A 20,082-nucleotide genomic window follows, 5' to 3' on the forward strand; every position below is an offset into this window, starting at 1 on the left:
AATACTTCAAACGGGATATAGGGAGTTTATGAACACTTTAAATTTTCTTATTTTTCACTTTCAGATTTCTTTTTTGATGGGAATACAGCAATGAAACCCATTGCAGCGCCATACAATGTTGAAATATGCCAATTAGATGTAATCGGACAAGTGCCGGTATTACAACCAACAAAATAATAATAAGCATAACCCAATAAGGCACCTGCTAATACTCCAAGCGACATCTTGACATATATATTCATACTAATTCACCGCTATTGGTTCGGCAACACCAAAAATATCATTAATTGCTTTCTTATAGTCTTCTTTTCTCATAGCACCAACTGACATCTGAGGACGTTCACTGTTTTTTGGAATAAAGAGTACTGATGGAATACTACGAATTCCAAATGCGCCTGCCAATTCCTGTTCTTGTTCTGTATCAACTTTAAAAATATCAACTTTTCCTGAGTATTCATTAGATAATTCTTCCATAATTGGCGAAAGCATTTTACAAGGACCGCACCAATCAGCATAAAAATCAATAATTACGGGACGTTCACCGACATATTCCCATTCGGTTTTGTTTTCAAAGTCAAAAACTTTTTCAATAAACTCTTGTTTTGATAGAAAATTCATTTCTTTCTCCAAATTTGTTTCAAAATCTATCTTATAAACGAAGTAATGAAAACTATATTGCTTAATAGCAATATCTTATTCGATAAATTCGGATTTTTTTTCATAATTTTCAAAATATTGGACATAATTATCAATTTCGATGTTATCATTTTCATCTACATTATTACTTTCCGGATTCATCATTTGCTCTTTTTCAATATTGATAATCATATCCGGCTCTTGATTTTCCTGATTATTGGGCATAATTTCTTCAAGTTCTTTGAGTTTCGGTAGGTCATCAATTGAATTGATACTAAAAGTTCTCAAAAACTCAACCGTTGTAGCATACAAAAGCGGTTTGCCGAGAGACTCACTTCTTCCGGCAATTTTTATCAATTTTTTTTCAATGAGCGAATTGACTACTTCGTTTGAGTTTACTCCTCTAATCTGTTCGATTTCAGGCTTTGATACCGGCTGTTTATAAGCAATTACAGCCAAAGTTTCGAGTGCTGCTTGTGAAAATTTCTTTTTAACTTTTGTTTTGAAATACTTATGCAGCATTTCACCGTATTGCGACATCAAACCAAACTGCCAGCCTCCACCCGACTGAACTATGATATAAGGTCGGTTACTTTCGATTAAGTCAGTGTTTATTTCACCAATCAAGTTATCAAAGTAATTTTCAGTAAATTCAGGTTCATCAGATAAGTAAATATCTTTGAGTTCACCTTCATAATCATCCGATTCAGTATTAATATTCGGTACATTGAATTCGATATTGATAAGTAAATTCAAAATTTGCTTTGAACTCAATGGCTCTTCAGAAGAAAATATCAGAGCCTCAATTACTGATTTTCTTTCATCCTTGCTAAGTTTCATAAAAGCAGGTTGATTAATTGTCTGCAATTTCTTCACCTGTATGATTATAGTTCTTGTAGTCCATAATAATTATGTCATCAAAATTATCATCCTGATGTATCCAAATTTTCCTGTATTTCATAAGCTCCAAAATAGCAAGTAGTGTAACTATCAGATGCATTCGAGATGTATTTCGTGTAAATTCATAAAAACTGATACGTTTTTTACTCGATAGCAACAAGAAGATAGCATTAATTTTATCTTCAACTGTTATATTCTCAAGAGTCACATGATGTTCCGGCTCTTTTGTTTCAGCTCTCTGCATCACATTACTAAATGCAGAGAGCAAATCGAATAAATTTGCATTTTTGTATGAAGCAGAATTTTCTAACGTTGCTTTGTCTGAATCAAATAAATTGCGATAAAAAACATACTTGTTTTCCTCATAACGTTCAGCTAAATCTGAAGCTGCATCCTTGTATAATTTGTATTCAAGAAGCTTTCTGACAAGTCCGGTTCTTGGATCTTCGATTTCGGTATCATCATCACCTTTTGGTCTTGGAAGTAGCATCTGCGCTTTAATATACATAAGAGTTGATGCCATGAGAATAAACTCTCCGGCAAGCTCCAAATCAAAATATTGCATTATTTTTATATATTTTAAAAATTCTTCAGTAATCTCCGAAATCGGGATATCATATATATTAAGCTCGTCCCTCTTAATAAAATAGAGAAGGAGATCGAACGGTCCCTCGAAATTCGGAAGTTTAATTTTATACATTTTATAAATATTTGATTGTGTAATCAGCAAAAATAATAAAATTTTTCCTTACAGAGTTCATTTCAATTTTATATGAATACACTTTTTTAAAATATTTTCGTCAATTTTAACTTAATAGTATATCAAATTAGTCATATTATCAGGTAAAAATTATGTCTCTGCTTAGTAATCTCAAGCCAATGAAACAAGATAAAATTCCTGTTGGTATTTTATTGCAGTCCCCTATTAAACTGAAATTGCTTACCAACGAACAAATTCATGATAAAGAGATTATCGAAAAGAATCTTCACCGCCCGCAGCTTGCATTAGCCGGTTATGTCGGACTTTTTACCTGGCAACGCATTCAAATTTTTGGAAATACTGAGATTAATTATTTACAAAGTCTCAAAAATTTTGAGCGGATTGCGGCTATCGAAAAACTCACACAGTTCAATCTTCCATGTGTAATTATAACAAATAACAACGATTTAGATAAAAGTTTGATTGAAATATTTGAGGAGGCAGAGATTCCTGTATTCCAAACTGAATACGACACAACCAAAGCTTCATATCTATTGAGTGAATTTCTTGATGATCAATTTTCACCCCAAGTGGTTGTACACGGCTCATTTGTTGATGTTTACGGGGTTGGAATGCTTTTTGTCGGTCGCAGTGGAATTGGCAAAAGCGAAGTTGCACTTGATTTAATTGAACGTGGTCACCGTCTTGTTGCTGATGATGTGGTGATGCTTACCAAAAAACGTGAAGCTGTGCTTATGGGAACCGGCACAAGTCTTGTTCAGCATTTTATGGAAATTCGCGGACTTGGAATAATTGATATTAGACAGATGTTCGGTATTCGTTCAATAAGATTTCAAAAAAGGTTGGAAATTGTTGTCGAACTTGAAGATTGGGATAACGAAGCGTCATACACACGTACAGGACTTGATGAGCTGCCACTTGATGTTATGGGTGTGGAAATATCTAAAGTCAAACTGCCAATATTTCCCGGAAAAAATATTACTGTAATTTCTGAAGTAATTGCAATCAATTATCTACTTAGAACCTATGGCTATGATGCTTCACAGGTTTTTTCAGAAAAGCTGAATGAGCGAATTAAAATGAAATCGGGTATGAAGAAGTTTTTTGAAGAGAAGCGTATTATTTCTTACTTTCAGGGTGATAACGAATAGCCTAATTTTATGCAAGAATTCTTTTTAATAAACTTTTTTCTAAATTTTCACACTTTATTGTGAAATCATTATAATTTTATTTGCACAGGACCTCTTTTCTTGTTATTTTTGTAACATTAATCTGAGAAATAAAATATTTTTGTTTCAAGGATAAATTTTAAACAAATATCTGCTCCGGAGGCAATCTGATGGAAAAGAGAATTGGAAGCGCCCTGATTCTTGTCGAAAGTAAGGCTGATATAGACAGCCTCAACAAGATATTGAGTTCACATTCAAGTATAATTTTAAGCCGTCAAGGCTTACCCTTAAAAGATAGACAAGCAAACCTGATATCTGTAATCCTCGAAGGCTCAACTGATGAAATCGGTTCGTTAACCGGAAAAATCGGCAGATTAGAATTTATTCAGGTAAAATCTGTCCTACTAAAAAACAACACAAACTATGAGGGAATATTATGAAATACAACCCGGAAATTTATTCTATACCTGACGAGCCAATGAAGCCATTTATTGATTCAAAAGAAATATCTGATATATTAATTAATACAAAACCAGACAAATTTGCAGTTCGCGATATTATCGCAAAATCACTTGCTAAAAATCGTCTTACGATGCAGGAAACAGCAATTCTAACAAATGCTGAAGGAGATGATTTAATCGAAGAAATCAAGGATGGAGCACGTGAGCTAAAAAGAAAGGTCTATGGAGACAGAATTGTTCTGTTTGCACCACTATACGTAGGTAACTACTGTTCTAATAATTGCGCATACTGTGGCTTTAAGCATAGTAATAAAGAGATTGTCAGAAAGACTCTCGCAAATCAGGAGTTGATTAAAGAAGTGCGAACTTTGGAAAATCACGGGCACAAAAGACTTATCCTTGTATTCGGGGAGCATCAGATTTATTCACCCGAGTTCATAGCTGAATCGGTTAAAACAGTTTATTCCGTTAAGGAAAATCATGGTGAAATTCGCAGAGTAAACATCAATGCCGCTCCACAGGATATTGATGGCTTCAGAACTATACATGAATCAGGAATTGGTACTTATCAGATTTTTCAGGAAACTTACCATGCCGAAACATATAAAAAGGTTCATATTTCAGGTAGAAAAAGCAATTATGACTGGCGTCTGACAGCTCTGGACAGAGCTATGGAAGCAGGTATTGATGATGTCGGTATCGGAGCATTATTCGGACTTTACGACTGGAGATTTGAAGTATTGGGATTAGTCCGTCATGTTAATCATTTTGAATCAGTTTACAATGTTGGACCGCATACAATTTCATTTCCAAGAATACAGTATGCATCTGAAATGAATCTTGATATGTCTAATGAAGTCAGCGACAGGGATTTCACAAAATTAGTTGCAATACTCAGACTTGCAGTTCCATATACCGGAATGATACTAACAGCACGTGAATCAGCCGAACTTCGCGATGAAATTATGCAGTTCGGGGTTTCTCAAATTGATGGCGGCACAAATATTGAGTTAGGCGGTTACAGTGAAGAAAATCGTCACCTGCAAAATATAAATAAAGAACAATTTACAATTAATGATAATCGCTCGCTTAACGAAATAATTCATGAGCTTCTTGAGGGTGGATTAATACCATCCTTTTGTACAGCGTGTTATAGAATGGGAAGAACCGGTGAACATTTTATGGAATTTGCGGTACCGGGTTTTGTTAAAAAATTATGCTCTCCAAATGCAATTCTTACACTTGCTGAATATTTGGAAGATTATGCTCCACACGAAACCAAAACTTTGGGATATAATTTAATTGACCGAAAACTTGCTGAACTCGAAACCGAACAAAATATAATTTCGTTGAAATCGAAACTGGAACTTATTAAAGAAGGAAAAAGAGACCTATATTTTTAGCAAATTATTTTGTTACTTTTTTAACATAAACCCTTATTTCAAGTTAATTTAGACGCAATAAAAAAATACTTTGATTTATTTCAATTATTTCATATATTTGGATAAAATTGTAAAACATATTTATAAATTCTACGTTAGAAAATGCAGATAATATGAATATTTTCAAAATACATTTATTTTTTTACTGTACATAATAAGGGTTCGAGAAATGTCAAAGTTACATCAAAAATTGGCAGAAATACTGCCTGCACAAATTGATTCCATCAAAGAGATGCTGAAAGAGAACGGAGATAAGGTTGTATCAGAAGTTACTCTAAAGCAGGTTTATGGCGGTATGCGCGGTGTTAAAGGTCTTGTTTGCGATACTTCAGAAGTACCACCGGATAAAGGTCTTATAATCAGAGGTATAGAACTGAATAATCTTTGGGAAAAACTACCTGAGGAAATTCTTTGGTTATTACTTGTTGGTCAACTTCCATCACAGGAAGAGCTTAAAGATTTACAGGATGATTTGAGCAGCAGATCAAATGTTCCAAGCTACGTTTGGGATGTTATTGACAAAATGCCTGCAGATTCGCATCCGATGACTATGTTTAATACTGCAATTCTTGTACTTCAAAATGAATCAGTATTTGCTGCAAAGTATGAAGCCGGTATGGCTAAACCCGAATATTGGTCAGCTACTTTAGAAGATTTACTCAATCTCGTAGCAAAACTTCCTGCAATTGCAGCATACGTTTATCGCAGAAGATTTGGAAAAGGCGCCCGCATCTCCCCTGATTTATCAAAAGATTGGTCAGGCAATTATGTGCACATGCTTGGTCTTCCTGACCCTAACGGTGATTTCTCAAAGCTGATGAGACTTTATCTCACACTTCATAGTGACCACGAAGGCGGAAATGCAAGTGCCTATACTGCCGCAACTGTGAATTCAACCCTTGCTGATTTATATTACTCATTATCTGCAGGCTTGAATGCTCTTGCCGGACCTCTTCATGGTCTTGCAAATCAGGAATGTTTGAAATGGGTAATTGATACAATGGAGCAGTTTGGTGGTGCACCAACTGATGAACAACTCGAAAAATTTGCATGGGATACCTTAAACTCTGGCAGAGTTATTCCGGGCTACGGTCACGCTGTTCTTAGAATTACTGACCCAAGATTTGACGCTTTCCTTGCTTTCGGCAAAAAATATATGCCGGAAGACCCTGTATTCCAAACAGTTGCTAAAGTATTCGAAGTTGTTCCAAACGTGCTTAAACAAGTAAAAAAAATCAGCGACCCATGGCCTAATGTTGATGCAGGTTCAGGTGCATTACTTTACCACTATGGTCTTACTGAATTCAGTTACTATACTGTACTGTTCAGTGTTTCGCGTGCACTTGGTATAGGTGCTCAGGCTGTTATTTCAAGAGCCTACGGTCTTCCTATTACAAGACCTAAATCACTACCTACTGCAAAATATGCCAAAATGGTTCAAGGTTAATTAATAATTTAAACTATTCTTTCAATTTAAACCACGACTTCATCATGAAGTCGTGGTTTATTTTTTTATTAACCAAACTTTAACATTATTTAAACTGTTTCGTCATAACATGTATGGTAACGCAAATTAATAAAACAAAATATTGTTATTAGTCAAGCGTATTAAACAAGTATATAAAGCTATTAATTTTTTTTAAATTATTTTAGGAATATTTTTATGTTAAAGAACAAACTCTTTATCTTATTGACAGCATTAGCTATGTCAATATTCGTATTTTCGGCTTGTGAAGAATCAGGTGTTGATCCTGATCCTACACCACAACCAAAACCAAGTCCTGCTTCTAACCTTCAAGCTACTTCGATTAACGAAAGCACAGTACACCTTATGTACCAAATTTCCCCATCAGAAAGTAATACTCTTTGGAAAGACTATGAAATCAGCTGGAGAGAAGACGGCGGACCTACAGCAGGCGATTCAAAAGTAGTTCTTAAAGGAACAAACCCAATCGAAGTTACAGGTTTAACTGAAGGAAAAGTTTATATCTTCACACTTGTTGCAAGATATACAAATGATTCAATCAGCTCACCTATTACTGTGAGATGGTCGCCGGCTACAAGATTTGTAAAAAATGTGAATGATGAGTCAATCAAAGTTTATGAAACTGCATCGAACTTTGGTAGTGGTCTTCAGATATTTTATGAAGCAGAAGGTGCTCCGCGTGCTCGTACAATTGATAACAGTAAAGATTGGGACCTCGCTCTTCGTACAGTTGATAATAAAATCGTATTTTCATCAGCTACAAAATCAGGTTATATTTTTGCATCAGGTCAGACTCCTGACCCAACATTCATTTACAAAGATTACTTTACTGCCAATAGTCTGGATGACATCTTTGACAGCCGTGCTATGGATGATGGTGCAAGAAATAATGAATATTCAGAACTTTCATTCGATATCACAAACTTCACAAACCCAACCAATATTATCTTCTATGTAAGAAAATATCAGCCCGGACAGACACGCTACAATTATGCAAAAGTAATGGCTAAACGTCCGGCTGGTGGCGGTTCATTCCTTCAGGGTTCAGGAACAAACAGATACATCGAGTTTGAGATTTCATATCAGAAAACTCCTGATGTACCTTATGCTAAAACACCAAGTGATAACGCTTCAAACTAATTCCAAACAGGAGAAAAAAAGTTATGATGAACAGAATGACTGTAGCCGTATTGGCAGTATTAATTGCAATTACAACTGTATTTGTATATGAAGCATATTCGCAAAAGCCTATAGAGGGTCAGGTTGTAAGCTTCAACGATTTAGTTATGGGCGGCAAAGGTAAAATTACTAAAGAACAAGCTGAAAAACTTGCTGAAAATGGCAATCCGATTGTTTTTAAATCAGGTAATACCATCTATTTTGTTTACAACGAAGATGGCTCATTTGCCGGAAAAAAACTTGCTAAATATGCTAACAATGAAAAAGTTGGCATAATAGGCAAAACAAAAAAAGTCAGCGGACTGAATGTAATTATTGCTTCAATGATTGAATCAATGTAATTATCAGGAAAAATTAAAAGGAAAGTTATGAATTTAAGATTATTATTAAGTTTGCTTTTGATAGCAGGGATGATTTTTGTAAGCTCCTGCGGAAGCGAAGAAAAGCAACCCGAACTCGATAAAATTGATTCAGTAGATGAATTAATCGAAGAGATGGAAGCGCCTGCCGAAACAATTGAAGATACAGTTGAAGCAGTAATAGAAACACCTGCTGAAGTAAAAGTTGATGCAGATGATACTAAAAAACCGGCTGCCGAAAGCACTCCTCAACCTAAAGCAGGTGATTACAGCACTAAACCTTTAGAAGGCACTGTTGTAAGTCTTAACGCCCTTGTAATGGGTGGTAATGGTAAAGTTAGCAAAGCTGAAGCACAGAATTTGCAAAGCAGCGGTAATTTGATTTTATTCCGTGCTACAAATGGAACAGTATATTTTGTTTATAACGAAGACGGTTCTTTTGCCGGAAAACGCCTCGCAAATTTTGCCAATAATGACAAAGTTGGTTTGCTCGGAAAAGCAAAAACTGTAAATGGAATTAATACTTTTGTCATGACCTTGATTGAAGGTATGTAATTCGTTTCGTAGAAAATGGTTTTCATAAAAAGCCTCGAAGAAATTCGGGGCTTTTTTTTTTATCTCAATACTATTTATTAAATTTGCATTTATTTAGATTATCACTAATTATATTATGAACAACATTTACATCGGCTTGATGACAGGTACTTCACTTGATGGTGTGGATACTGCTATTTGTAAATTTGATTTTGATGGAACAAATTTCATGGTTGAAGAATTATTCTTCAGAACTTATCCATATTCTGATAAAATCAAAGACATGATTGGCGGTATTATTTCTGATTCAAAATTACTGAAAGATGTATCACAGTTAAATTTTGCATTGGCAAAAATTTATGCATCATGTGTTAGTGACGCTTTAAACGATTCAGGAATTAGTAAAGATTCTGTAAAGGCAATTGGATTGCACGGTCAAACAATCTGGCATCAGCCAATAGCCAAGCCTTATGCAGGTATGCATATTGCCTCTACATTTCAGGCAGGCAGCATTCCTGCATTAAGTGCAATAACATCAATTCCTGTAATCGGGGATTTCAGGTCAGCCGATATTGCATTAGGAGGACAGGGAGCTCCCCTTGTACCAATATTTGACTATCATTTTTTAAAAAGTACAACTCAACATGTAGTTGCTTTAAATATTGGCGGCATTTCTAATATCACATATCTGGAAAAGGAATGTTCAGTGGATGATATAATTGCTTTCGATACAGGTCCCGGCAATGTTCTCCTTGATATTGCCTCTAAAAAATATTTCGGAATGGATTATGACCCCGGTGGCAGTTTCGCCCGACAGGGAACGACCGATATTGGTAAATTAAATAAACTTATGGAATTGGAATATATCAAGAAACCTGTACCAAAATCAACCGGAAGGGAATTTTTCAATATTCTTTTGTTCAATAAATATTTTGAAAGTGAACAAAATGCTTATGATACTCTTAATACACTGACACATTTTACCGCTAAAAGTATAGCAGAGAATATTCGAAGTCTTTCAGCACCGGTTGATGAAGTAATTGTTTCCGGTGGTGGCGCCAGAAACACCTTTTTATTGGAGTTGCTGGGTTGTTATTTGCCGGATGTCAGAGTTCTTACTTCAGAAAAATTTGGCATTGGTACAGACTCAAAAGAAGCAGTTTGTTTTGCTTTTCTTGCATATTTACACGACTTGGGATTACCGGGAAATATACCGAATGCAACAGGCTCAACCAAAAGAGTACTATTGGGTATTAAAGCGGATATTCTGAGATAAAATTATATGAAGATATACTTTTCTAAAAGTATATAGACTGTGATAATAATCAAAAGTAGAATTATTGTCTTGACTACTTTTTTTAAAATAGAAAAGATAATTCCGCCAAGTAAAATGGCAAGAATTATCTTTACAATAGTCGGAACTTCACGTGCTAAATTAAATAATTCTTCCATTACTTCAACACAAAAGTTAGCGGAATTACACCTTCCATGACCACATCCTCTTTCAGCACATTGAATCTCCACTGTCTCAAAGCAGCAAGAGCAGCAGTCTCGAGCCTTGGGTCAGCTTTTTGCAGGGGAATTATCCTGCCTACTGTACCATCCGGCATAACTGTAAATCTAAATTTCAATTCAGCATTTGTATTCACACCTACAGGAAACTTAGGAAGCGGTTTATGAAGTACGATTCTATTTCCTCCACCACCCCATTCGATATCGCCAAATCCATAGCCCATACCTTTTCCGGAGCCACGTGAGCCCAACCCGGAACCGTCTGTAACTCCATCACGCGTGCCAATATCTCTGCTTCCTGAGCCTTTATCAGTGCCGGAAACTTTATCGGCACTTGATAGTTCTTTTACAGGAATTGGATTTGAAATCTGATTGTCATCTTGCTGAGTTGCATTTTTTACTTGTTTTGTTAAAGCAGGATTAGCGGCATCTTCAAGAATTGACTGTGCTTCCTGACCTTTTCGGGAGGCGCCTTCTTTTGTGAGATTACCTTTGCTTATTCCAGTACCGTCACCATCACCAAAGTTAAGAAGTACTAAAGGTACTGAATTAAACTGAATTGAACGAACATGTGCTTCTTTTAAATTCCAATATGGTGCTAACAATAAAAATAAAATGACAAATACCATAGAAATTCCAAAACCTCTTGCGGTATTAGTATCCCATGGCAATTTGACCTGTAATGAGGTATCCTCTTCAAAATTTGGTTTTCTATACATTTTTTTACCTCAAATAAATTATTTTACTCTATCAATCCAGGTCTGCGCAAATCCAAGACGAAGTGCTGCATTGCGAGCTTCTTCACGGGTACGGAAATTGCCGAATCGTACTCTGTACCATACTTTGTCTCTGACATTTTGCTCACTAATGAAGGCTCCCTGAACATTTTTGCTTCTTAATTTGTTCAGCCAAGTCTCAGCATCCTCTTTAGATGGAGACGAATAAATCTGAACTGTGTAAACTCCGGGTTCATCTTTTGGGACAAAAGTCTCGTTTATTGCTGTTTCTTTAATTATTTGTTGTGCTTCTTTTGGTTTAGCATCAGCAATAAGGTCATTCTCTTTTGCAATCTGCTTAGGCGTTTTAGGCTTTTCAATTTGCCCAGTTGATTTTTTCACTTCCGGTTTTTTAGCACTTTCTACAATTTTCTTCTCCTGATTTGTAGCCAAATCTTTTTGAATATTTTTCTGCACCACAGGCTTTACTGCATTCTTATTAAACTCTTTATTTGCATCAGGCTTAACTGCATCCTTTGCAAACTCTTTATTTACAACCGGTTTTGTAATTTCAGCTTTTGATTCCAGTTTTGATTCAGCAAACTCAATCTTTTCATTATTTTCAGATTTTTTTAAATCCTTCGAAGTTTCTGAAGCAATATCTTTCTCTTTTGATAAATCCAATGTATCTGATTTTACAATACCGGAATTATCAGTATCTTGCTTTTCATTTTCTTTATCATTTTCTGTTCCGGTTCCGGCAATATTCACACTATCAGCAGATGTCAGAATCATCAATGAATCTGTATGTGTTTTATCAGATGAAAAAATTCCAAAAGGCTTCTCAGGCAAGAAATACAAAAGTCCGGCTGCAACTATTAAAAGTAGTGCAGCAGCAATTCCGACAATAGGCAATATACCCAATTTTCTTTTCTCTTTTTCTTCCTTATCTTTATCAGTTTTTCCTTCTGAGTCCTTATAATTATCACTCTTATCATCAATTTTAGGAAGTGGAGGTTGTGCTGGCGAGAAATTCATATCCCCTATAGCAGCTGTACTTGGTTTATCCAAATCCATGTCGCTAATTACAACTTGCGTTTCAGCATCATTTTCAACGGGTACAAACTCACTGTCATCAAAAGGAGAATCACTTGAATCAGCTGGGCTTGTTTCATCAACAGGTTTATGCTTTCTTTTTGTGGCAGCCATGATACCCTGAACATATCCGGCTAAATCAGAATCATCATTTAAGTCCTCTCCACCTTGCAACTTTTTGCTTTGCAATTTCTTCTTCTCGAACTCAAAAAGGTCGTCTTCATTGATATCTTCGGAAGAGTTAACATTTTCGAAATCTTCACCGGATTGCGAAATTTCATCTTCGTTTGACATAGAATCATTTATTTCAGAATATGCAGAATCTTCTGTTGTCGGCAAATTTTTCAAAGGTTTGAGATAGAAGTCAATATTTCCCGGATAGGGTTTATCGCCTAATGAAAATGCATCGTCATCAGGTTCACCGGGGTTAAATCCGCCAAACTGCTCTTCTTCTCTTAATATGTCATCTCTTAATTCTGCCATCAGAACTGCCACATAACTCCAAATGAAATAAATACGTTTCTTTCTCTGTAACCTTCCCAGACGTAAATATCTGAGTTTAGTAAATTATCTAAACGCAAAAATAACCTTAATCCATCATATATCAAATAATTTCCTTCAATTCTTACATTTATATACGAATCAAGTTTAACTGTGTTTTGTAAATCAGCAAATCTTTCTCCAATATAATCAATTCCAAAATTTGTGCCAAATCCTTTAAACCAATTTCGATTATAATCCAAAGATATTTGAAAATCCGGGATATAAGGAATACTACTGTCAGTGAAATCATTCAGACTGCTCTGAGTTGCTGTAAGATTTGCCGTAAGTTTGTCTTGTGAAGTAAAGTACCAATATGTTTCAAACATTGATCTGACGAAGGAAATACCTTCATAACTTATATTAAAACTTCCCGGGAAATAAACTTCATCAGGAGAAAAAACAGGGTATCTATCTGTGCTTCGAACTCTCATTCCAGCCGAGAATCCAATTTTTTCATTTGGGTGGAATATCAAATATGCACCCAAATTCATAATGTCATAAGCGAAATCCAAATCAGCCATATTTGAGATATACGGATTTTCGTAAGCCATATCTCTGAAACTTTTATTTTCAAGCCCTGACCTAATATCAGCTCTGACAGTAAACAATTTATTCATTCTGTACTCAGCTTTACCCTCAATAAGAAGTCCGCCTCTATCAACTCCATTTGAATTTGTTGCCCACTGAAGTCCGCCATTACCTGTTAGCGAAAAAACGTCATTAAAAATGGAAATTGAGCCATCTGCCTGCATAAAATTGGTTGACTGACCGCGAAGTGTGTGCAAATCTAAAAGTACATTACCTGCTACCTGAAAATTATTCCAAAAGCTATGAATTTTCAAAAAGCCAAATATATTATTATCAGCATTTCTAAAATTATCAGTAACGACCTGAAATCCATTAAATCCCATACCTGTCTCAAATTTGATTCCTCTGTAATTACCATCAACATCAACTATAGCAGAGAAATTATTTATATTACGATTCAATCCAATCGGATTGGCAAATAAATTATAATCATGATGCTTGAATTCGACTTCAGTTCGCGTACGGCTACCACCAAAAATGAAAAATTTTGCAGGGGCAATATAATCAGAAGTTAACTTTGCACCAAATTTCGAGAAATCAGCATTGGTCAAATGTCCGTCGCTAAATTCATAACCAGCCTGACCATACAAATCATACCCTCCTAATTCACCTCCAAACCCTACATCAATCTGTCCTGTAGCAAATCTGCCAAACTGAGCCTTTACAAACCCATCTTTTAAACTTCTTTCGACTGTTGTAATTCTCAAAGGTTCGACAGGCAGAGATTGCGAACTTTGTTTCTCAAGTGAATTAAGCGAGTCCAGTTCAGACTTACTTAGTGGTCTGGGTCTTTCAGGATTTTGTTTTACACCTGAATTAACATTTAATTGTAAAGTACCCTGAATAATAAAATTCGGCAAATCAAGCGGTTCAGCGGAAGTAGGCTTTTGCTGAGATTCCTGCGCTATGACAGGCATTAAAGCTGAAAAAAATAAAATTATAATTAAAAATATTCTCATTGTTTTATTCTCACTTATTCTTAATGCGTTTGATTCTTGACTTGGCTGTATTTCCAAAATCATCGTCAGGTCTTAGTGCTTCAAGTGCAGAGTATATTTCGCGTGCTTCATCGAACTTATCCAAATTTTCATAAGCTTCGCCTAGACTTAGAAGTGAAAGCGAATACCAATCTTCATATCCTTCATAATTTTCTTTTACAACGATGAAGGCGGTGGTAGCTTGTTCATAATTCTTATCCCGCATCCATAATTCACCTATTCTGTACTGAGACTCTGATGAAATGCTTGGGTTATCAGCAATGGCTGATATAAATGAAAAATGCACTCTTGCAGAATCGTTTGCACCTGATGCACGGTAATGCATTGCAATTCTGTAGCGGCTTTGGTCGCCCCAGTCAGTTGAGGGGTAGCGATTAGTCACGTTCAGGAAAATATCAAGTGCTGATAATGTATCGCCAAGTTTATATTTCAGAACACCACGCTCGAAGCCTGCTTGAGCTGCATTATTATCTTCTGGATATTTTTCTTGAAGTGATTTTAGTATTCTGTCAGCAGCGGCAATATTTGCTACTTCAATTTGCAATAATCCATTATCCAACATTGAAAGTGGAGCATAATCGCTTGTCGGATAATCTCTTGTAATCCTCTCGAATACTATTGATGCCTGATCGGTTTCATTAAGACTGACATAACTTTTTGCCATCCAGTAAAGCACTTCCGGAATGTTTTCATCATTAGGATTTTTCTGAATAAATTTCTCATATTCTGCAATTGCATCACGATATTTCCTGCCCTGATAGAACATTTCACCTATTTTTTTCTGGAATACAGGAGCAAATGGTGACTCAGGATTTGTTTCGACATATTGGGAAGCTATATCAATAGCTTCAGACTCACGACCAAGAGCAATAAGACAGAATTGTATGCTTTTGATGGCTTCAGGTGCCATTTCATTTCCTGGATATGACTCAATCACAATTTTATAACTGCTAATTGCTTCTTCGTATCTGCCCAAATTATAATAGGCATCACCAATTGCATAGTAGGCTCTTGGAGTTAGCGAGCTCTGGGGATAAGCGTTTATCAGAAATTCGAAATTATCTATTGATTCTGCATATTTTCTCTGCTGAAAGCGAATCCAACCGATAAGATATAAAGCATTTGGTGCATAAGGAGATTTATTATAGACTCTCACAAAATCCAAAAGTGATGTAATTGCTTGCTCGTAATTGCCGTTTCTATAAAGAGCATGTGAAAGCTGATAAGAGGCATATTGCCCTTCTTCAGTTCCGGGAGAAAGCGCCGCTGCTCTTTTGTATGAATTAGAGGCATTATGGAAACGTTTTTCCATGTAATAACCATCCGCTTGACGAGTGAGCACCTCAACAGCATATTTCGTTTTAGGAAAATCCGCAATCAACTTATCAAAAATTTTTGATGAGTTACTAAAATCTTTAACCCTGAAATAAGACCATCCTAATCCGTAAAGTGCTTCTTCACGTCTGCTTGTTCTTGGATATGTCTCGAGAAGTCTATTATAAGTGTCTGATGCATTTTTTAAAAGTTCAACTCTGTAATAACTTTCAGCAAGCCAGAACAAAGCTTCTTCATTTCTTGCATCACCTTTATTATTTCCTATAAAATTTTGCAGGGCACCGATTGCTTCTCCGGCTCTGTGACTTTGCACCAGCGCAATACCTTCTTTGAGTTTTGACTCTGAAATATACCATTTTCGGTTTGGCATCAATATTTCGTTGCTTGCAGTAGCAAGATTTTCAGCTTTTCTGTATTGAATGACAGCTTTTTCCCATAATTTCAATTCAATATAACTTGCACCAAGCAGCAAGTGTACTCTGGTAGCAGTCCTGCCGTCCTGAGATTCTCTTTCGGCACGCTCTAATGTCTTAACAGCCTGTTCATACTCACCTGCTTCATAATGAATTTGTCCCAACTCCATCAGCACCAGCCCCTGATAAGGATAAGATGCCTGCAAAGCAAGACCGGCAAGTTCGCGTCGGGCTGTATCTTCATCACCCTTTCGCTTTAATGCCACGACTCTGTATAATTGTGCTATTGACCGGGCATGAAGATTTTCGTCGTTTGTATTATCAATTATTATACTGTATTGCTCCAAAGCTCTCTCATGATCACCCAAATTCAACAACGCCCAACCATAACTGAGCCTTGCATAATTTATCCATTGTGAATTTGGAAACTCATCAATGTAACTTTCGAATACTTTGACTGCTTCTTTGTGATTGCCACCGATATTATAGGCTTCACCCTTCATATATTTTATTTTTTCGATGGCATTTTCAGCAAACATCTGCTTTTCATATAACTTTGAAACAGAGTCCTGATTTTGAAAATGTGAAGATAATGTCTCTGCTCTTTCAAGAGCAATCAAAGCTGAAGATGGTTGACGCAGCATCAGGTTATTGTTAGCTTCTCGTATGAGTGAGACTAAATATACACTGCCATATTGATAATTTTTTGTCACATATCTGTAGTAAAACAAAGCAGAGTCATGATTGCGATTGATTTCGTGAATTCTTCCAATGTAATAATATGAGTCATCACTATACTCACTTTCAGGATATTTGCTTACAGTTTCCTTAAAAAGTGGCAGCGCATCGAGATGTCTTCCCTGATGCGAAAGTGACATAGATCTCCAAAACATAGCACGGTGTACAATATCATCATAAGATTTCTGACCACGATATTCATAGTCTCTTGAAGCTAATAGTTCGGCTTCCTCAAATAAAATTTCTGCTTGTTTATAATCTCCCAGTTCATATTTCATATAACCGCGTTTTAACGCAGCAAATGGAACATAAGGGGAGTTTGAGCGGGATTTAATAAATTCATATAATTTGCCGTCTGCAATATTAAAATTCCCGGATTGCAAATCAATATCAGACTGCAATAAAACCGATTTGTCATAAGATACATTCATCGGAAATTTTTTTATGTCATTTACAAGTTTCTGCTCGGCAAGATGCAGCAACTCAATGTCATACAGACTTTCGCTAAGGGATATTGCCCGCGTGCCGTAATCAATTGGTAATTCTACTACTTGAGAATATATCGGTAAAACCGATAAAATCAAAATAATCACAATTTTTTTGATATCTTTCATATACATTCTGTATTTATCGAAAAAAAATATGTATATCAAGTATCATCAAAAACCCCCTTGGGCAGGATTTTTTTGAATAGATACTCTATGCTGCATCGTAAAAATACAAAAAATGTTTCAAATGAACTAAATATTTTGATTATTTTGTACTTTTTGATGCGTTTTTTTTCTTTTTTTTCAATAACTTATAATTGAACAGTTAATTTAAATAGTTTTTCTAAATTTACAGAACGATTTAATTTGAAAATCGCTACATTTTTGTAATTATTAATTTGATAATTGTATGAGACAGTCAAATCAGAAATACGAAAAAATAACTGTTCAATATCAATAAATATTTATAAAATGACTGTAAATATTGTTATTTTTGTAATATAAAATTTTCCACATTCATAAACACATTTTTTGGAGAGACTTAAATGTCCGTCAGACTTAGAAGTTTGGAATCCTTTACAAGCAAAAAAACAGGCGATTTATTGAGTATGCCATTAATGGATAAGCCCGTTTCAGAATATTTTAACGAATTTGTTTTTGGACCTGAAGCTAAGAAAAAATATCTTCCTATAGAAATTCTTGAAAAGTTAACTTATTTTATAGATAATTCTCTGCCGATAGACAGAGAAACCGCAGATTTTATAGCTATCGGTCTAAAGAACTGGGCTATTGACCATCAGGTTACACATTATACTCATTGGTTCCAACCACTGACCGGCAAAACATCCGAAAAGCATGACACTTTTTTCCAGTTTGACAAGAATTGGCGTGCGATTGAAAAAATGTCCGGAAATGAGCTGATAATGCAGGAGCCGGATGGTTCGAGCTTTCCAACAGGTGGTATGCGTTCGACACATGAAGCCAGATCATATACTGTTTGGGATCCTACAACACCAATTTTTATCAGACGTACAAAATTCGGGCGTACACTTTGTATTCCAGCTTTCCTGATTTCATATACAGGCGAGTCACTTGATATGAAAGCACCGCTTCTCAAATCAATGCGGCTAATTAATCAGGAGGCTCTGAAAATATGTAAAATTTTTGATGAAAAAATCAGTAAAGTCACTCCTACTTTAGGCTGGGAACAAGAATATTTCGTTGTAGATGAAGCTTTATTCAACGCCAGACCTGACTTGGTTCTTTGCGGACGAACTCTCTACGGAAATGCTTCAGCCCGCGGTCAGCAACTTGCAGACCATTATTTTGGTGCTATTCCCGAGCGGGTATATAATTTCATAATTGAATTTGAACAGGAAGCATTACGACTTGGCATTCCTATCAAAACCCGCCACAACGAAGTTGCACCAAATCAGTTTGAATGTGCTCCTCATTTTGAATTTGCCAATATTGCAGCTGACCATAATTTACTGTTGATGGATAAAATTGACAAAGTTGCAAAACGCCACGGCTTGAGAGTTCTCATAAATGAAAAACCATTTCAGGGTATTAATGGCTCAGGTAAGCATAACAACTGGTCACTTGCTACTGACACAGGTAAAAATCTTTTAGAGCCGGGCGATGAACCACATAACAATCTAATGTTTCTGACATTTTTCATAAATACACTTGTTGCTGTATATAATCATTCCGATTTGTTGCGAGCAAGTATTGCAAGTGCCGGAAATGACCACAGATTAGGTGCAAATGAAGCTCCTCCTGCAATCATATCAGCATCTATTGGCTCTCAGATGGAGAATGCTTTGGAAGCATTTTTGAATGATTCAGAACCTGAAAGTGAAAAACCAATCGAAGGGCTGAACCTTGATTACTTAATGGTCCCTTTCAAAAAAATGCACACAACCGATAGAAACAGGACTTCGCCATTTCCATTTACAGGTAATAAATTTGAATTCAGAGCACCGGGGTCAAGCGTCAACGTTTCGCTTCCGATGACTACCCTTAATGTTATTGTAGCTGCTCAGCTAAATTCATTCTTGAATCAAGTAGATGCTGAAGTTGAAAAGCTTAAGGACGGGGCTAAAATTATTAACGATTTGAAGAAATCCATAATTTCTAAATTACTGAAAGAAGTTTATCTGAGTTGCCAGCCAATCCTTTTCAATGGGGATAATTATTCTCATGAGTGGGTTGAAGAAGCTGAACTACGTGGCTTGCCAAACCTTAAATCTACTCCTCAGGCATTGTCTGTATATCTAAAAAAAGAAAATATTGAATTATTTGAAAAATTCGGTATTTATTCTCAAAGAGAACTTGTTGCCAGGTATAATGTCTTCATTGAAGAGTATTTGCATAAGATTGAAATAGAAGCCGTTCTGGTTGATGAGATTGCTTATACTATGATTATTCCGGCTGTGGTGAACTATCAGAATGATTTAATCAAAAATGTACAGGGGCTGAAAGAACTTGGTCTTCTGAATGAAAGCGAAGCTTATAAAAATCAGTTACTGAAAATTTCAACACATCTAGAAGGAATGATTTCCAATCTTGAACAACTTGATGATAACAGACGTGAAGCCAGCTCTATCAGCAATCTGCAAGAGAAAGCCGAACACTATAGCAGTAAAATAAAACCACTTTTTGACCTAATAAGACATCATGCCGATAAACTTGAAATGATTGTTGATGATAAATTCTGGCAATTACCTAAATACAGAGAATTATTATTCTTACACTAATGGAATATTC

Annotated in this window: 18 protein-coding genes; 9 read left to right on the forward strand and 9 right to left on the reverse strand. The window is 35.8% G+C overall.

Features of this window, described 5'->3' with window-relative positions:
* Positions 1–47: 47 nt before the first annotated feature.
* From KF896_06810 to KF896_06825, 4 genes are all read right to left on the reverse strand, one after another.
* Positions 48–242 (reverse strand): hypothetical protein, encoded by a 195-nt coding sequence (locus KF896_06810; GenBank protein MBX3043409.1) that lies wholly within the window; start codon positions 240–242, stop codon positions 48–50.
* Between the two features lies 1 nt (position 243).
* Positions 244–618 carry a thioredoxin gene (trxA, locus tag KF896_06815; protein ID MBX3043410.1) on the reverse strand — a complete coding sequence of 125 codons (375 nt, stop codon included), beginning with the start codon at positions 616–618 and terminating at the stop codon, positions 244–246.
* Positions 619–693: 75 nt separating this feature from the next.
* Positions 694–1,503 (reverse strand): SMC-Scp complex subunit ScpB, encoded by an 810-nt coding sequence (gene scpB / locus KF896_06820; protein ID MBX3043411.1) that lies wholly within the window; start codon positions 1,501–1,503, stop codon positions 694–696.
* Complete coding sequence (locus tag KF896_06825; GenBank protein ID MBX3043412.1) at positions 1,490–2,236, reverse strand: segregation/condensation protein A; 747 nt, start codon at positions 2,234–2,236, stop codon at positions 1,490–1,492. Before KF896_06825 ends, scpB begins: the two co-directional genes overlap by 14 nt.
* A gap of 152 nt (positions 2,237–2,388) precedes the next feature.
* Here KF896_06825 and KF896_06830 point away from each other — a divergent pair, with 152 nt between their 5' ends.
* The 8 genes from KF896_06830 (at position 2,389) to KF896_06865 (ending at position 10,163) form a co-directional block, all read left to right on the forward strand.
* Positions 2,389–3,408 (forward strand): HPr kinase/phosphorylase, encoded by a 1,020-nt coding sequence (locus KF896_06830; GenBank protein ID MBX3043413.1) that lies wholly within the window; start codon positions 2,389–2,391, stop codon positions 3,406–3,408.
* Positions 3,409–3,596: 188 nt separating this feature from the next.
* Positions 3,597–3,866 carry a CopG family transcriptional regulator gene (locus KF896_06835; GenBank protein ID MBX3043414.1) on the forward strand — a complete coding sequence of 90 codons (270 nt, stop codon included), beginning with the start codon at positions 3,597–3,599 and terminating at the stop codon, positions 3,864–3,866.
* Entirely contained in the window at positions 3,863–5,290 is a 1,428-nt protein-coding gene (hydG, locus tag KF896_06840) for a [FeFe] hydrogenase H-cluster radical SAM maturase HydG (GenBank protein MBX3043415.1), read from the forward strand. Before KF896_06835 ends, hydG begins: the two co-directional genes overlap by 4 nt.
* Positions 5,291–5,498: 208 nt before the next feature.
* Positions 5,499–6,776, forward strand: coding sequence for a citrate (Si)-synthase (locus tag KF896_06845; GenBank protein ID MBX3043416.1), 1,278 nt, complete (start codon positions 5,499–5,501; stop codon positions 6,774–6,776).
* Between the two features lie 216 nt (positions 6,777–6,992).
* Entirely contained in the window at positions 6,993–7,955 is a 963-nt protein-coding gene (locus tag KF896_06850; protein MBX3043417.1) for a fibronectin type III domain-containing protein, read from the forward strand.
* Positions 7,956–7,978: 23 nt separating this feature from the next.
* On the forward strand, positions 7,979–8,335 hold the full coding sequence (locus KF896_06855) for a hypothetical protein (GenBank protein MBX3043418.1): 357 nt from the start codon (positions 7,979–7,981) through the stop codon (positions 8,333–8,335).
* A 27-nt stretch (positions 8,336–8,362) separates the two neighbouring features.
* Positions 8,363–8,908, forward strand: a complete 546-nt coding sequence (locus KF896_06860) for a hypothetical protein (GenBank protein MBX3043419.1) — start codon at positions 8,363–8,365, stop codon at positions 8,906–8,908.
* Between the two features lie 115 nt (positions 8,909–9,023).
* Positions 9,024–10,163, forward strand: a complete 1,140-nt coding sequence (locus KF896_06865) for an anhydro-N-acetylmuramic acid kinase (GenBank protein ID MBX3043420.1) — start codon at positions 9,024–9,026, stop codon at positions 10,161–10,163.
* Positions 10,164–10,165: 2 nt separating this feature from the next.
* Here KF896_06865 and KF896_06870 read toward each other — a convergent pair whose 3' ends face one another.
* Genes KF896_06870 through KF896_06890 form a run of 5 tightly spaced genes read right to left on the reverse strand, consistent with a single transcriptional unit; the run spans position 10,166 to position 17,439 of the window.
* Positions 10,166–10,339, reverse strand: coding sequence for a hypothetical protein (locus KF896_06870; GenBank protein ID MBX3043421.1), 174 nt, complete (start codon positions 10,337–10,339; stop codon positions 10,166–10,168).
* A complete protein-coding gene (locus tag KF896_06875; GenBank protein MBX3043422.1) occupies positions 10,339–11,118 on the reverse strand; it encodes an energy transducer TonB in 780 nt (259 codons plus the stop codon). Before KF896_06875 ends, KF896_06870 begins: the two co-directional genes overlap by 1 nt.
* 18 nt (positions 11,119–11,136) lie before the next feature.
* On the reverse strand, positions 11,137–12,693 hold the full coding sequence (locus KF896_06880) for an SPOR domain-containing protein (protein ID MBX3043423.1): 1,557 nt from the start codon (positions 12,691–12,693) through the stop codon (positions 11,137–11,139).
* On the reverse strand, positions 12,693–14,300 hold the full coding sequence (locus KF896_06885) for a hypothetical protein (protein MBX3043424.1): 1,608 nt from the start codon (positions 14,298–14,300) through the stop codon (positions 12,693–12,695). Before KF896_06885 ends, KF896_06880 begins: the two co-directional genes overlap by 1 nt.
* Before the next feature lie 10 nt (positions 14,301–14,310).
* Positions 14,311–17,439, reverse strand: a complete 3,129-nt coding sequence (locus KF896_06890) for a tetratricopeptide repeat protein (GenBank protein MBX3043425.1) — start codon at positions 17,437–17,439, stop codon at positions 14,311–14,313.
* A gap of 419 nt (positions 17,440–17,858) precedes the next feature.
* Here KF896_06890 and KF896_06895 point away from each other — a divergent pair, with 419 nt between their 5' ends.
* Positions 17,859–20,072 carry a glutamine synthetase III gene (locus KF896_06895; protein MBX3043426.1) on the forward strand — a complete coding sequence of 738 codons (2,214 nt, stop codon included), beginning with the start codon at positions 17,859–17,861 and terminating at the stop codon, positions 20,070–20,072.
* The last annotated feature ends 10 nt before the right edge of the window (positions 20,073–20,082 follow it).

Source organism: Ignavibacteriota bacterium (assembly GCA_019637995.1).
GTDB lineage: Bacteria > Bacteroidota > Ignavibacteria > Kapaibacteriales > UBA2268 > JANJTB01.

What these genes read in the sequence shown, in the direction of transcription:
- KF896_06810 (MBX3043409.1), bottom strand. Translation starts at nt 242, where the DNA reads ATGAATATATATGTCAAGATGTCGCTTGGAGTATTAGCAGGTGCCTTA.
- KF896_06830 (MBX3043413.1), top strand. Translation starts at nt 2,389, where the DNA reads ATGTCTCTGCTTAGTAATCTCAAGCCAATGAAACAAGATAAAATTCCT.
- KF896_06860 (MBX3043419.1), top strand. Translation starts at nt 8,363, where the DNA reads ATGAATTTAAGATTATTATTAAGTTTGCTTTTGATAGCAGGGATGATT.
- KF896_06865 (MBX3043420.1), top strand. Translation starts at nt 9,024, where the DNA reads ATGAACAACATTTACATCGGCTTGATGACAGGTACTTCACTTGATGGT.
- hydG (MBX3043415.1), top strand. Translation starts at nt 3,863, where the DNA reads ATGAAATACAACCCGGAAATTTATTCTATACCTGACGAGCCAATGAAG.
- KF896_06850 (MBX3043417.1), top strand. Translation starts at nt 6,993, where the DNA reads ATGTTAAAGAACAAACTCTTTATCTTATTGACAGCATTAGCTATGTCA.
- KF896_06895 (MBX3043426.1), top strand. Translation starts at nt 17,859, where the DNA reads ATGTCCGTCAGACTTAGAAGTTTGGAATCCTTTACAAGCAAAAAAACA.
- KF896_06890 (MBX3043425.1), bottom strand. Translation starts at nt 17,439, where the DNA reads ATGAAAGATATCAAAAAAATTGTGATTATTTTGATTTTATCGGTTTTA.
- KF896_06875 (MBX3043422.1), bottom strand. Translation starts at nt 11,118, where the DNA reads ATGTATAGAAAACCAAATTTTGAAGAGGATACCTCATTACAGGTCAAA.
- KF896_06835 (MBX3043414.1), top strand. Translation starts at nt 3,597, where the DNA reads ATGGAAAAGAGAATTGGAAGCGCCCTGATTCTTGTCGAAAGTAAGGCT.
- KF896_06855 (MBX3043418.1), top strand. Translation starts at nt 7,979, where the DNA reads ATGATGAACAGAATGACTGTAGCCGTATTGGCAGTATTAATTGCAATT.
- KF896_06885 (MBX3043424.1), bottom strand. Translation starts at nt 14,300, where the DNA reads ATGAGAATATTTTTAATTATAATTTTATTTTTTTCAGCTTTAATGCCT.
- KF896_06825 (MBX3043412.1), bottom strand. Translation starts at nt 2,236, where the DNA reads ATGTATAAAATTAAACTTCCGAATTTCGAGGGACCGTTCGATCTCCTT.
- trxA (MBX3043410.1), bottom strand. Translation starts at nt 618, where the DNA reads ATGAATTTTCTATCAAAACAAGAGTTTATTGAAAAAGTTTTTGACTTT.
- KF896_06845 (MBX3043416.1), top strand. Translation starts at nt 5,499, where the DNA reads ATGTCAAAGTTACATCAAAAATTGGCAGAAATACTGCCTGCACAAATT.
- KF896_06870 (MBX3043421.1), bottom strand. Translation starts at nt 10,339, where the DNA reads ATGGAAGAATTATTTAATTTAGCACGTGAAGTTCCGACTATTGTAAAG.
- KF896_06880 (MBX3043423.1), bottom strand. Translation starts at nt 12,693, where the DNA reads ATGGCAGAATTAAGAGATGACATATTAAGAGAAGAAGAGCAGTTTGGC.